The 13,496-nt window shown below is 41.1% G+C and carries 17 protein-coding genes; 4 read left to right on the top strand and 13 right to left on the bottom strand.

What is annotated here, in order from left to right:
* The first annotated feature begins 96 nt into the window (after positions 1–96).
* Positions 97–228 carry a hypothetical protein gene (locus V7K27_RS25235; protein ID WP_334950959.1) on the top strand — a complete coding sequence of 44 codons (132 nt, stop codon included), beginning with the start codon at positions 97–99 and terminating at the stop codon, positions 226–228.
* Positions 229–240: 12 nt separating this feature from the next.
* On the opposite strand, the gene V7K27_RS25240 is transcribed toward V7K27_RS25235, so the two are convergent.
* From V7K27_RS25240 to V7K27_RS25255, 4 genes are all read right to left on the bottom strand, one after another.
* On the bottom strand, positions 241–432 hold the full coding sequence (locus V7K27_RS25240) for a hypothetical protein (RefSeq protein ID WP_334950960.1): 192 nt from the start codon (positions 430–432) through the stop codon (positions 241–243).
* Between the two features lie 55 nt (positions 433–487).
* Entirely contained in the window at positions 488–838 is a 351-nt protein-coding gene (locus V7K27_RS25245) for a type II toxin-antitoxin system VapC family toxin (protein ID WP_334950961.1), read from the bottom strand.
* Positions 825–1,010 (bottom strand): hypothetical protein, encoded by a 186-nt coding sequence (locus V7K27_RS25250; RefSeq protein WP_292823047.1) that lies wholly within the window; start codon positions 1,008–1,010, stop codon positions 825–827. The genes V7K27_RS25245 and V7K27_RS25250 overlap by 14 nt, the downstream gene beginning before the upstream one ends.
* A 125-nt stretch (positions 1,011–1,135) precedes the next feature.
* On the bottom strand, positions 1,136–1,600 hold the full coding sequence (locus tag V7K27_RS25255; RefSeq protein WP_334950962.1) for a DUF29 domain-containing protein: 465 nt from the start codon (positions 1,598–1,600) through the stop codon (positions 1,136–1,138).
* A gap of 335 nt (positions 1,601–1,935) precedes the next feature.
* Here V7K27_RS25255 and V7K27_RS25260 point away from each other — a divergent pair, with 335 nt between their 5' ends.
* Positions 1,936–2,622, top strand: a complete 687-nt coding sequence (locus V7K27_RS25260) for a glycoside hydrolase family 24 protein (RefSeq protein WP_334951006.1) — start codon at positions 1,936–1,938, stop codon at positions 2,620–2,622.
* A gap of 7 nt (positions 2,623–2,629) precedes the next feature.
* Here the strand turns inward: V7K27_RS25260 and menH are convergent, their stop codons facing one another.
* From menH to metG, 5 genes are all read right to left on the bottom strand, one after another.
* Positions 2,630–3,445 carry a 2-succinyl-6-hydroxy-2,4-cyclohexadiene-1-carboxylate synthase gene (menH, locus tag V7K27_RS25265; protein ID WP_334950964.1) on the bottom strand — a complete coding sequence of 272 codons (816 nt, stop codon included), beginning with the start codon at positions 3,443–3,445 and terminating at the stop codon, positions 2,630–2,632.
* A gap of 449 nt (positions 3,446–3,894) precedes the next feature.
* Positions 3,895–4,296, bottom strand: coding sequence for a metal-sensitive transcriptional regulator (locus tag V7K27_RS25270; protein WP_334950965.1), 402 nt, complete (start codon positions 4,294–4,296; stop codon positions 3,895–3,897).
* A gap of 96 nt (positions 4,297–4,392) precedes the next feature.
* Positions 4,393–5,601 (bottom strand): LPS export ABC transporter periplasmic protein LptC, encoded by a 1,209-nt coding sequence (gene lptC / locus V7K27_RS25275; RefSeq protein WP_334950967.1) that lies wholly within the window; start codon positions 5,599–5,601, stop codon positions 4,393–4,395.
* Positions 5,601–6,230, bottom strand: coding sequence for a LabA-like NYN domain-containing protein (locus V7K27_RS25280; RefSeq protein WP_334951007.1), 630 nt, complete (start codon positions 6,228–6,230; stop codon positions 5,601–5,603). Before V7K27_RS25280 ends, lptC begins: the two co-directional genes overlap by 1 nt.
* A 166-nt stretch (positions 6,231–6,396) precedes the next feature.
* Entirely contained in the window at positions 6,397–8,001 is a 1,605-nt protein-coding gene (gene metG, locus V7K27_RS25285; RefSeq protein ID WP_334950968.1) for a methionine--tRNA ligase, read from the bottom strand.
* A gap of 383 nt (positions 8,002–8,384) precedes the next feature.
* On the opposite strand from metG, the gene V7K27_RS25290 reads away from it, so the two are divergent.
* Together V7K27_RS25290 and V7K27_RS25295 are read left to right on the top strand one after the other, a co-directional pair.
* Positions 8,385–9,110 carry a lysophospholipid acyltransferase family protein gene (locus V7K27_RS25290; protein WP_334950970.1) on the top strand — a complete coding sequence of 242 codons (726 nt, stop codon included), beginning with the start codon at positions 8,385–8,387 and terminating at the stop codon, positions 9,108–9,110.
* A 65-nt stretch (positions 9,111–9,175) separates the two neighbouring features.
* Entirely contained in the window at positions 9,176–10,018 is an 843-nt protein-coding gene (locus tag V7K27_RS25295) for an alpha/beta fold hydrolase (protein ID WP_334950972.1), read from the top strand.
* Positions 10,019–10,251: 233 nt separating this feature from the next.
* Here the strand turns inward: V7K27_RS25295 and V7K27_RS25300 are convergent, their stop codons facing one another.
* The 4 genes from V7K27_RS25300 to V7K27_RS25315 all read right to left on the bottom strand — a co-directional run bounded on the left by V7K27_RS25300 (position 10,252) and on the right by V7K27_RS25315 (position 13,496).
* Positions 10,252–10,614: an AtpZ/AtpI family protein gene (locus V7K27_RS25300; RefSeq protein WP_334950974.1), complete on the bottom strand. Its 363-nt coding sequence runs from the start codon at positions 10,612–10,614 to the stop codon at positions 10,252–10,254.
* Positions 10,611–11,021, bottom strand: coding sequence for a F0F1 ATP synthase subunit epsilon (locus V7K27_RS25305; protein WP_334950976.1), 411 nt, complete (start codon positions 11,019–11,021; stop codon positions 10,611–10,613). Before V7K27_RS25305 ends, V7K27_RS25300 begins: the two co-directional genes overlap by 4 nt.
* On the bottom strand, positions 11,018–12,460 hold the full coding sequence (gene atpD / locus V7K27_RS25310; RefSeq protein WP_334950978.1) for a F0F1 ATP synthase subunit beta: 1,443 nt from the start codon (positions 12,458–12,460) through the stop codon (positions 11,018–11,020). Before atpD ends, V7K27_RS25305 begins: the two co-directional genes overlap by 4 nt.
* A gap of 91 nt (positions 12,461–12,551) precedes the next feature.
* Positions 12,552–13,496, bottom strand: a complete 945-nt coding sequence (locus V7K27_RS25315) for a F0F1 ATP synthase subunit gamma (protein WP_334950980.1) — start codon at positions 13,494–13,496, stop codon at positions 12,552–12,554.

The raw sequence follows: 13,496 nt of genomic DNA on the forward strand, positions 1-13,496 counted from the left end.
TGTCCCCAAGCGATGCCCTGAGCTTGTCGTTGGCGTAGCCTCTCGTAGAGAAGGGTGAGCGAGGTTAATCCAAAATCGCAAATCCAAAATCCAAAATTGGTTGACCGCCCCTTGATTCTACTCCGTAAAGCGATCGCTCCATTCCATACCCAAAACGTAGGGGTAAAGCGCAATGCTAAACCCCTTATTCAGGACAGACAAGCGATCGCTCTGAAAAATTACCTCTGAAAAAATGCAATTTTAGTATGATAAAAGAGACAAAATATGTTCAGGTGTCATAGCCGTTAAACCTTCAATATTGAGAAAGTGCTTAATATTATAAGTTGCAAAGTAATCTACTGGATACGTAATCACTAATCCTGCTATAGGACTCCTATTTGATTTTTGAAAAAACTCAGTACACCCCGAAAAGGCTTCTTCCCCACTCCCCACTCCCCACTCCCTACTCCCTGCCTACGCAAATAAGTTCAATAATCAAAGCGGATTACTATAGACGAATATCAAAAATTCTTGCTGATATACAGTTATAATTAACGGCTAATTCTAAGGTTTTTTCTGTGGTTAATTGGTTAGGATATAGTACTTCAAATTTACCGCTTAAATAAATTTCAGTAATCAGTTGATTAACCTCCCAAGAGGTTAATGATTTATTCTGCATTGCAGCAGGATTAGTTAAAATTCTGTATAGTTCTATGATATTTTGTTCTGCAATAACTCCCTGAATTTTATTTTCAAATACTAGATTTAATAGATGTGCAGAGTTATGGTGGTAAAGCGATGATTCATCATGAGCATAGATTAAAACGTTAGTATCAAAAAATACTTTAATCTTGTTCATAAATCTTTTCTGGATCTAAATATTCCTCTTTTATATCCAGTTTGAATGTAGGAAAATGATATTTTTGTTTTTTGATAGAAATGATCACAATTTCAACTTCATCACCATTTTGTAATGTGTTGGGTAAACTGTCTTGGAGAATAATAGTTTGATTTTGGATATATCCTTTCATATTGCTTAAGAGATGGATACAAGCTGATTTTATTATACTCTCTCATTGAGATACAAGCGATGCCCTTCGGCGGGCGTAGATGCAGCATACCACAACATATACGCACATTCACCACAAAATCACTTTCATTCTGGAAAGTACTCACTATTGAAAATATCTTCAGGAGTAAAAGGGCATTTCTCTGGGAAAATCTCCGGCGGTAAACCTGTTTTTTGAATTGCTTGTCTTCTGGCTTTAATATAAACTATATCTAAGCAGTTAAGAGAATAGTTATAAAGTGTTTTGGAACGAAAAGAAAATTCTAGCTCATCACGGAAATTAGTTATTTCTATTTGCCAGCCTCTTTGACAATCTTCTTTTTGAGTTTCCCAATAACGATAAAGTAAAAGATGGATTAATAATTGTTTTAAGTAACTTTCTACTTTTCGTCTTTGTTCAATTCCCAAAGCTTCAATTTCTTCTGCTAAATGTTGCCAATCAAGATTTTCAATATCTTTATTTTCTAATTGTTTAAGCGTTGTTTCTACCCATAAATAATAATCTTCATCGTAAAGGGTAGGTTCAACAGATTTTAATATTTCTGTTGTCATAGCTAATCGCTGGAAAAATCAATTCTCTAATTATAACATAGGTAAGCGATCGCACTATTCCACATTCAAAAGGGTTTAGCAATGCGCTTTACCCTTACACTCATTCACGATAGACGAGCGATCGCTTGCTATTTTTGGGAGTATGTCCTTTGCTATACTTAATTTATACTGGGTTTTTCTAATTCTTAAAAAAATGAGCGAATCGGGAATGATAACTGACAAGAAGGTGTGAACTTTGCCAGAATGAGCGCGTCAATCATTGTTGTTAGCAAAGAGAGCAAATTTGAAGGAGTCGGACTCTGAAAAGCTTTGAATTCAAAGGTGTTGAAAAACTTATTGGCCCAATAGCTGCGCTTCTCGGCTTTGTGTATTTGTTGCAATGGTATATTGGAGACTTGCGATCGCCTTCTGATCCCGTCTTTGAAAATAAACAGCCGCCTTTGGTGATGAAACAGGGCGACCCCTATATCCGCGCTTTAATGCGAACCATCTCGGCGAGTGAGGCAAGTGGCAACCGTCCCTATTCGCTGTTGTATGGTGGACAGCAAGTCAACGACCTTAGCCGACATCCTGAGATATGCGTCACAATTGTCACAGGCCCCAACATAGGTAATTGTTCCACTGCTGCTGGCAGATATCAAATTATCAACATTACTTGGTATCGTTTAGCTCCCCGTTATCATCCAAAGCCGATGCAGATGATGTTTTGGACTGGTTATAGTTTTGAAGCAGAATATCAAGATGTAGTAGTTTACCGTTGGTTAAGTGATTCTAAAGTTTGGGGAACTGATATTTCTCAACTGTTGCGTCAGGGAAAGTTAAATGATGTTTTGCGGCTACTCTCTCCCACCTGGACAAGTTTAGGATATGGCATAGAAACTAATTCTGTTAGTAGCTCTTTGTCTAAGATTTATCAGAAAATGTTGCAAGAGGAATTAACCGCAGCGAAGCAACCACCAAAAGTAAAGTTAGCCCCAACTCCCCAAATTCAGCCATTAGGTAAGCAGCCAAAGAAGCAGTAAAATAAGTTTACTGCTTATTGAAAAATTCTCTGATATTTTGCACAAATTCTACAGGATTTTCAAAGTGAATGTTATGTGCAGTATTACTAATTATTTTGAGTTGTGCAACTTTACATATATTAGCTATTTCTGTATTTATATCTCTAAACTTTTGATCATTTTCACCAGCTACTAAAAGTAAAGGCGTTGTATTGTCTTTGAGTTTTTCCCATAAAGATGGTTGATTACCAGTCCCCATAAATTGGAGTGATTTCGTTAATTCAGTCAGATGATTCTGCAAACGATTTTCTAGCAATCTTTCAAATTCTGGATGATTTTTGATATAACCAAAAATTGGCTGACTATACCAATTTGACAGAAAAGTAGCAAAATCAGTTTGAATAATACTTCTGCTTAATTTTCTAGCTATCTGAGCATCACGTCTAACTCGTTCTAATCGATCTGCTTCTGTTGCAAAACCTGGTGAAGCTGATTCTAATACAACTTTAATAAAACGTTCTGGGAAATGTAGAGTTAGGTATAAAGCCAATCTTCCGCCCATTGAATAACCAATTAAGTGGCATTTATCTATTTTTAATTCATCTAATAAATTGATTATTGCTTGAGCCGTAGGTTCTATTTTATAGTATTCATCACCTTCTAAAACTTGGGTTTTACCATGCCCTGGTAAGTCAATAGTGAGATAAGAAAAATCTTCAGCTAGTAATTTTATGGCTTCATCAAATTCATTAATGTTTCCCATGAAGCCGTGCAAGAAAAGAATTAGAGGTTTATTGATATTGACATTTAAATAATAGTTAAATTTATATTTTTTCAAAGTCATTTCCGCGAGCGTCATTACGAATTACGAATTTAGGACTTACGCAAAAGTACACGCTGTAGGGGCAATTCATGAATTGCCCCTACCTGAAAACAAGGGTTTCGGCTATTGTTTGCGTAAGTCCTGGAATTATTTTAATCCTTGACAAGATAGGTAATATCATGCTTTGGAACTGCCCAGACTATCTGCTATGACTGTGAGACACTTGTGTTAATTTTGGCATAAATAACCCTCTACCTGAGTCAATACACCAAATCTGACATCTCTACAAAATGTCTTGTCGTGCTATAGGACTCGTATTTGATTTTTGAAAAAAATCAGTACACCCCGAAAAGGCTTCTTCCTCACAGACGCGATTAATCGCGTCTACGCAAATAATTATGGCTACGCCACGCTGCGCGAACAGAAATCAAAGCAGACTGCTATAGTTAATTTTTTATTTTTTTTAATTCTTAAGGTAAAAATCGATCCAAAGCAGCTTTCAACTGTTTAATTTCAACATCAATATTACCTTCTTCTGCGGCTCTAGCAATACAGTCAGTTAAATGCTCATCCAAAACAATTCGCGCGACCCGATCCAATGCGCCGCGAACTGCGGCAATTTGCAATAGAACATCAGGACAAGGGCTACTTTGCTGCACCATTGTCTTAATACCGCGAACATGTCCTTCTATACGCGATAATCGATTGACAATTCGCCGTAAAGACTCTTCGCTATGGATGTGAGCATGAGCCAAATCTCCAGTCCCATGAGTATGATCTGTATGCTCATGATCTGTATCGTGATGTTGGGAATGTTCTGCTTGTTGGGATATTGACAAGGATTCCTTGCCTAATCGGTTTGATCCATTCATGAGTTATCAAAGGACTTGTAGTAGTATGATCCTAGCCTAGTACTCGACCAACCCAAAATTTCTGAGTGAAGGTGGGACTCATTCCCCCTAACTCTACTACTGACGACTGGCTTTTTCTTGAGGAATTATCTCCGTTACTACTCTACCGCTAGAACTGCCACCTTTGACAACAATATTTTCTGTTTGCAGATTACCAACGGCTGTCTCACCCGTAAAATTTAAAGGTGGGTCAACTTGCCGATAAAGTATATTTCCTTGAGCTTCAACTAACTTATTGTCTAAATACCAAGTTAATGTATTAGATTTCAAAGACTGGCGACGCTGACCAATGGCGTTGACATTACCTGTTAAATAAACCGTTTTTTGCGGTATTTTCATTTCACCTTGATTGGCGGTAACAGTAATATTTTCAACACGCTGGAACATCCGCACGGGAGAATTTGTAGTGACAGTTTCGGCATTCATGTTCCAGATCATAGAGTTACTAGCTATTTGCACTGGTGGGTCTAGTAATTCTAATTGAGCATTCTGTTGAATAGTGGCAATTTTCGTTTTTAGGTTGACTTCAGCAGAATTTCCTCTGCCGCGATCGCTAATTTTATTATCTTTGTAGCGGTCAATTTGGATGGGGCGATCGCTAATCAATTTTTCTTCTTTAATATTCCAGATCAAATGCTCAGTTCGGACTTGCATTTGGGGATCAGTGGAATTGGCTACTACCCCTCCAGAAAATTCCATGCGCTGTTCGCGGGTTTTAACTCGCGCTTCCTGCGCCACTGCTTGTAGTTGTTTATGAGTACCGTTAATCTGATTGCGGACAATCAACAAATCTTCTTTAGGACGCCATTCTAATTCATTACCTCGCAACACAATTCCATTACTAGGGTCTATAGCAAATATCTTACCCTTAAGAAGTAACTGCTTTCCATCCTGTTCAATGTCTGCTACATCTGCCTTGATTTTGTAAACAACTTTGCCATCTTGGTATAGTTCACCATAAGGACTTTCAGCCTGACCAATTTGTTTTTCTTTGGTGTATTTCGCCCGTTTAGCTCTGACTTTCCAAATCGGTCTTCCCACTTCATCTGCTTGTTCTAAGGTGACATCAAAGAAAGTTAAATTGTTATCTTGATCAGATGATCCCCCAGTATTTTGTTGAGAAGCTGAGGGGGTTTTCCCCCCGCAAGCAACTAAACCAAATACCAAGAAAAAGGTCAATGGTAAAAGAAGGAAGGAAGAAGTGGAGGAGAAATTTTGACTTTTTTTCTTTCCCCGTCTCCCCCTTTGATGAAATTGATACGCCATTATTCTTGGATTTCTAGGTGTCCATCACTAGTTCTGGGGTCTTCCAAAAAACCGATACCAGATAAAGGCCGGTATGGATAGCTTTGGCGAGGGGTTTTTTGAATCTCCTCTTTGATGGCTTCTAAATCAATGTAGCGATCGCTGACATTAATTAAGCTGTCGCTGGTCATCGAACGTAAACTCACCACTTCTACTCGCACGCCGCGATAACTAACTGAATTTACCGCATAAGCCAAATCTCCATCACCGCTAACTAAAACTGCGGTATCATAAGAATCTACTAGCGCCATCATATCTACAGCTATTTCTACATCCAGGTTAGCTTTTTTAGAGCCATCTGGTAGCTGGACTAAATCCTTAGCAATGACTCGATAGCCATTGCGACGCATCCACAGCAGAAACCCCTGTTGCTTCTCGTTTGTCCGGTCTACACCCGTGTAGAAAAAAGAACGCAGTAGTCTAGAACCTCCAGTTAATCGACACAAGAGCTTCGTGTAATCGATTTCGATCCCTAGTTGCAATGCAGCGTAAAATAGATTTGAGCCATCAATAAATATGGCAACCCTGCCCCGATTCTCCAAAACTTGTTCTGGTGTAAAGATTGAATCGGTTTCAAAATTATTCAACATCATTGTGATACCTCAATTTTTATCCCTGTTATTTTTGATACAAATTACCAACTTTTAGATGCTAGTCACAGCGGCTTATGATAATGTTTCGGGGCTAATTTAAGTTAAGCCCCGATAAATTTTTTGAGAGAATAACAAATTGAACAAAATCAGAGTTTGATAAGGACTAATCGTTTTTCGGGGGTTCTATTCGCCTAAAAACCGGTTGGGGTGTACCCAACTGTTGTTTACTAGATAGTATCCCCCATGTCGCATGGGTGGCAAAAGGAGCGATAACTGAAGTTTGTATTTGATCGTTAAAGTTTATTCCGAAGCCCAACTGCTGATAAATATCGCTACTGATGTTCGGAATAATTGGGGATATCAGATAAGCTGCTAGTCTAACTGATTCTAGAACTGCGTAGAGAACCTTTTCCACCGACTCCTGTTGTCCCTGTTTATATAATGACCAAGGAGCTTGTTCATCAATAAACTTATTACTGGCTTGCACCAGTGAAAGGATGGACTCGCAGGCTTGACTGAAAGCTAGCTCCTGGTATGCTTGTTTTACCTGTTCTCCTAGAGGTAAACCAATTGCTTTCAATGGATTTTCGTCAGGAATCCCTTCATTGCCGATTGATGGGACATGATTCTGGGCGCAGTATTTCTTCACCATATTCAAGGTGCGATTGAGCAAATTACCTAAATCATTTGCCAAATCTGCATTCAGAACATTAATGAACCTTACTTCATTAAAATCTCCATCCTTGCCAAATTCGATTTCCTTAAGGAAGTAATAACGAACGGCATCACTACCATAGCGCTGAACTAACGCCACCGGATCAAGGGTATTACCCAGACTTTTGCCCATTTTCTGACCATCTTTGGTCAAAAACCCATGTCCAAATACTCGCCCTGGCAAGGGTAAGCCAGCCGACAACAACATTGCTGGCCAATAAACTGCATGGAAGCGCAAAATATCCTTACCAATTAGGTGCAAGTTAATCGGCCACCATGTTTCTAAAGCATTTTCTAAAGTCGGTTCTGCATCTGGTTCTAGTAATGCTGTGACATAACCTAGCAGCGCATCAAACCAGACATAAAGGGTGTGCTTGGGATCAACTGGTACCGGAAAACCCCAATCTAGATTTACCCGTGAAATTGAAAAGTCTTGCAGCCCTTGATTTACAAAGCTGAGGACTTCATTACGCCGACTTTCTGGTTGAATAAAATCCGGTTTAGATTGATAAAATTCTGTCAGCTTAGTTTGATATTTCGATAAGCGGAAAAAATAGTTTTGCTCGTCTCGCCACTCGACTTCTCTGTTAATATGAATCGGGCAACGGTGTCCTTCTAGCAGATCCCGTTCTTCTTTGAATTCTTCGCAGGATACGCAGTACCAGCCTTTTTGTTGTCCCTGGTAGATATCACCAGATTCCCAGACTCGCTCAAAGAATTCTTTGACGATCGCTTCATGACGAGGTGCAGTAGTCCGACTAAAGCGATCGTATTGAATGTCTAGTAACTGCCACAAACTCACAAAGCTAGGGACAATCTCATCACAAAACTCTTGTGGTGCTTTGCCTAAACTTTCTGCCGATCGCTGTATTTTTTGCCCATGCTCATCTGTACCTGTAATTAGTAATACCCGATGCCCCAGCAGCCTCTGAAATCGCGCGACTACATCTGCTGCGATCGTCGTATAAGCACTGCCTATATGTGGGACATCGTTGACATAATATAGCGGTGTTGTCAGTGCAAATGTCAATTCTTTTTTATTCACTAGATTCATGCAAAATATAAATTAACTTATTAAAACGTTTTACATCTTTGGTTTGGCCGGTAAAACCAGGAAATTATACAATACTATTCCTATTTTTTCCAATAATAACTTAATATTAGCAAATTTCTCAGGTCAAGAATCCTTTTGTAATATGGATCAATTCAGCTGATTTTTGCCTAAAAGATGGAAAATAACTAATCATAGTTTTTTTAAATAGTTACTATTAGATCATATTATTGTGTTCAGCAATACATAATCCCAAACGCAGAAAATCTAGCTGCTTTTGTGGATCAGACATTTCTATCTTAAGACGGTGATGGCAATAGTAAAGAAATGTAAAAATTAATTTAAGATAAACTGCCATATTTACCGGAAAAATATATTGATTAGGTATGAGTAGAAATAGCCCCCTGGAGATTTCTCGCGCTTTGGTGGCGGCATTCTCAACGCAAATGTTTCGCTATTATGAAGACCGCATTCCCCACGATGCTAGCGTGTTAGTAGTCAGCAATCACCGCAGCTTTATGGATGCACTGATTTTAATGGCGGCGTTATCGAGTCCGATTCGCTTTGCTTGCCATCACTATATGGGACAAGTGCCAGTAATGCGGGAGATTGTCACCGGACAATTGGGGTGTTTTCCTTTAGAGGAAACTCAAAACCGCCAGCAAAGCTTTTTTTCGCAGTCGCAGGTGCTATTGCAGTCGAAGCAGATGGTGGGAGTATTTCCAGAAGGGACTGAACCAATGGTGAAATTGACTCAGCCAAACCAGGTGGGTGAATTTCATCGGGGATTTGCTCATTTGGCATTGAGAGCGAAGGTGCAGGATTTAGCTATTTTGCCGATCGCGATCGCCTCCTTAGAAGAGGTAAACACCAATGGCTTCCCCTTAAAGCTTTTGAGTGTATTTGACCCTTCAGAACCTTTATTTAACCAAGGTGGTTGGCATCCTTTGGTAATTTATCGGCGGGTTGCGGTGTTAATCGGTCGCCCTTATTGGATTACGCCCCAACATCAGAAAAAATATCACGGTAAACAGGCCAGAACTGTTGTGGCTGAACTGACGGAACACTGTCAGGGCGAAATTAGCAATTTACTGCGTCAAGGTTGCTATTAGAATCAAAAACACGGAAGCTTTTATAAGTAACAATCAGTACTCCAAAAGTTTTATATCATTGACTAATGACTATTCCAGAAGTTGAGCTAAATCCTTGTTTTCTGACTCCTGAACGAGTACAGCCAGAGTATCCACTATTGGTATATTTGCCAGGAATGGATGGAACTGGTCAACTATTGCGATCGCAAACTGCTGGATTAGAAGCTGGCTTTGACATCCGCAGTTTGGCGATCCCCCGCAAAGACCTTAACACTTGGGATGTGTTAACTAAGAGTGTATTGGACTTGATCCACGCCGAATTAGAAAAAAGCTCTCAGAGGCCAGTTTACCTGTGTGGTGAGTCCTTTGGTGGTTGCTTGGCAATGAAAGTGGCAATCCAAACACCGCATTTATTTAAGCGAATTATTCTAATTAATCCAGCTTCGTCCTTTCATCTTCGTCCTTGGTTGAGTTGGGCATCCCAACTTACTTACTTAGTGCCATCAGGGTTGTATGATGTTGGTGCATTGGGCTTGTTGCCTTTTCTAGCATCTTTGCCCCGCATTTCTCCAAGCGATCGCCATGATCTGCTAAAAACTATGCGTTCTGTCCCATCAGAAACCGTTCTTTGGCGGTTGTCTTTACTGCGAGAGTTTCATGTTGATGAGCAACAGTTAGGTCGCTTGACTCAACCAGTTTTGTTGATTGCTGGTGCTAGCGATCGCCTTTTGCCTTCTGTAACTGAAGTGAAGCGGATAGGAAATATCTTACCAAATAACAAGATTGTGGTGTTGCCCCATTGTGGACACGCTTGCTTGCTAGAGCAAGATACTAATCTCTATGAAATTCTTAAAAATAACGACTTTTTAGAAAGTAATGCTGATATAGGTGGGCTAGGGAATGTTTTCAAACTCGAAGATCCCTCCTAACCCCCTTAAAATAATTCGTAATTCGTAATTCGTAATTACGTTTTGTGACGGGGATTTAGCTGAGGCATCAAAACACGCTGCCTATCTTGCTGGGGACTTAAACCTTCGGGACATTTGAGTTTCTCCTCTAACCGCGATCGCTATTCGGGGTATGAGTAGCATTCGCGCAGAAAACCGAGTTAAGAGATATTACATGAGTAATACAAGCTGGTCTTATCTTCGTGCCATTGGGTTCAGTCTCTTTGTTCCTGGTTAGGAGAATCATCGGGTGGTTGATCTCTTGCCATACGTTGTTGCTCTTGCGATACCCATTCCCAAGCAATCAAACAACCAATGCTTAAACCTGCCAGCATCAGTGCCAATGTCCATGAGAAACCACTGGGAAATTGGAAATCGATCCAGATGCCTAGTGCCATTCCTAATAAAGTTGGTACGACGACTGACCAGCCGACCAAGCCGACAAAACCTAAGCCAAACAAAACGCCACCATGAGGTTTCGCTTGGCGAGCATAAAGTTTGCGACGTGCTTGATTAGCGATCGCTTTGGCGTTGAGATGTGTTTGGGAGCGAGACTTACGAGAGGGTGGGGTTTTCATGGATATTTACCTAAGTCGATAAAGTGCCGAATTGTGTTTATCTCTAGGTTTTCTAAAACGGAACGTGCTGTTTTTTCGCGTTCATCGATTAAGTGAAACTCCTGCTCAACGGTTTTTCTCAATATTCCCAAATCGCCACCTGGAACTGCATTTTGGGTCGCAACTGTTACCTCATCCCCATGCTTGATCAAAATTCCTTGATCGATGGCGAGGAATTGTTCTTGTCCTTGGGGTGAGACGAAGGATAACAAACTTGGTATAAGGGTCGCCACAAAATCTATATGGCGAGGTAGCAAGCAAAACATCCCATTCTCCGCTTCTGCAATCACTTTGATTGCGGCTGTTTCTATCAGGATTTTGGTTGGTAAGACAACTTTGAGTCGCATTTCTGAGGATGGCTCGGTCATGATTTTTTGCCCTCTTTTGGAGCTTTTACGGCTTCATCAATTGAGCCGATCATGTAGAGCGATCGCTCTGGTGTATCAGCAAACTCGTCATTGAGAATGCGTTCACATCCTTCTAGGGCATCGTCTAATTCGACTAATTTCCCTGTCAAACCTGTAAACTGAGCAGTGGAAAAGAAGGGTTGAGTGAGAAAACGTTCTAAACGTCGCGCCTGGGATACTACTTGGCGATCGCCTGGCGATAATTCTTCTAAGCCCAACATGGCAATAATATCTTTTAGTTCTTCATAGGTACTGATGGTTTTGCGTACTGCTTGAGCGATCTGATAATGGCGATCGCCAACGATATGAGGCATCAGCATTTTGGAATTCGATTCCATCAAATCCACGGCAGGATAAAGCCCTTCACTCGCCCGTTTACGTGACAACACAATTGCGGCTGACAGATGGGAAAACACAGCGACAGCAGAGGGATCGGTGAAGTCATCCGCAGGTACATAAACCGCTTGAATAGAAGTAATCGCCCCTGCCGATGTATTGCAAATCCGCTCCTCTAGTTGAGCGAGTTCAGTGGCGAGGGTTGGTTCATAACCCACCCGTGAAGGTAGTATCCCCATCAGTCCCGATACTTCTGAACCTGCTTGGATAAAGCGAAAGATATTATCGATTAAAAGCAATACATCTTTTTGGGAGCGATCGCGAAAATATTCTGCCATTGTTAGCGCCGCGTGTCCTACCCAAAATCTGACTCCCGGTGCTTCATTCATCTGTCCGAAGACTAAAACTGTATTTGGGAGAACGCCGGTTGCTTCCATTTCTTGATATAGATCAAGACCTTCTCGACAGCGTTCACCAATCCCACAAAATAAACTTACACCTTGGTGTTGCTTAACCATATTGTGAATCATTTCCGTAATTAGCACCGTTTTGCCAACGCCCGCACCGCCAAGCAAACCTGTTTTACCACCTCGCTCCAAAGGTGTGAGTAGATCGATGGCTTTGATCCCAGTTTTGAGGATTTCCGCTTTGGTAACTCGTTCTGACATCGCAATTGGCGTGGCATGAATTGATCGCCATTCGCCACCTGCGATCGCTTCTTTCTCATCGATCGCTTCGCCAAATAGGTTTAACATTCTTCCTAAAAGGCGATCGCCCACTGGAACTTGTAACGGGTGCTGAGTATCAATCACAATCTCACCGCGTGTCAAACCTGCGGTTGGGGCAAGTGCTACACCCCGCACCACCTGAGCGCCCAGATGTGAAACCACCGCGATCGCCAGATTACCTCCTTTCCCTGTTTGTAACTGGCTATTTATATATGGCAAACGTTTGGGAAAATGGATATCGATGATGCTGCTCCGCACGGAGAGGATAGAACCAAGATTTTGCTCTTGGGAATGATTTGATTGGGAAGATGATTTAATACTTTGATTTCCATTCATCTGATTTCGTCGCTCGTTTTATGTTTTAACTTTATTGGCGATGACATTAAATAATGACGGATAGAACTGTAACATTGAAATAAGCAATCATCTAATGGCTTAACTCAAAGGCGGAAATAATTTCTAGTAATTCATCTGTAATTGCAGTTTGGCGTTTTTGCTGAAATTGACTAGTAAATTCTGTCAGCCGCTCTTCGATGTTTTTCTCGGCAACTTGCATCGAAGCGAGACGGCTAGCATTTTCACCAGCGAGGGACTCACCAAAAGCCCGATAGAGCAAGATAAAAAAATATTGTCGTAATAAAGACGCAACCAAAACATCGCTCGGCATCGTAAAAGTTGGTAGAGTTCGCGATCGCGGTTCGACTGCGTTCACCGCTAGCCATTCTTGGCAATAGATATGTTGTAGCCATTCGCCATCAAGTGGCAATAGTTGCAGCTTATATGGCTCGCATAACGTATTGGAATGTAAGTGGTTGTAAAACAAGAGAATTTGGCCAATTTGTTCGCTATCGCGCCATCTGGCAATGTGCGGCAAGATTTCTTGAACCATTGATGTGATCCCAGCTAGCGAACTTGGCATGGCGAAAGTTTGCTCAATTCCATAGCCTGCGGTTTCTAAATGGGAAATCAATCTCGATCCGACGGCAAAAATCGCCAGATGTTCGGGTGAGAGCTTTAACTTCTCTAATTCAGCGATCGCATAGTGGCTAATCTGTTCGTTGAATTGACCACACATCCCTTGCTGAGAGCCAAAGATAATTACGCCGCAACCACCAAGGTCACTCGAAAAAGATTGTGAGTAAGTTTTAAAGCCATCACCGTTACTATGTAGGAGGGAAGCCTCATGTGTATGTATTGCCTTCAGTACGACGTGCAAACCCATTTCGATAGTCCGGTTATACTCCGCGAGGGACGCAACCGCCTGTTCGTATTGGTGGATGTTTAAGGCCGCTAATACTTTCATCATTTTCACCACGGCTTGCAGCTCTTGGGCAGTGTGGATTTGGCGTTGCAAAAGCTCAATGGATGACAT

It is taken from the genome of Nostoc sp. (assembly GCF_036919575.1).
Lineage (GTDB): Bacteria > Cyanobacteriota > Cyanobacteriia > Cyanobacteriales > Nostocaceae > Nostoc.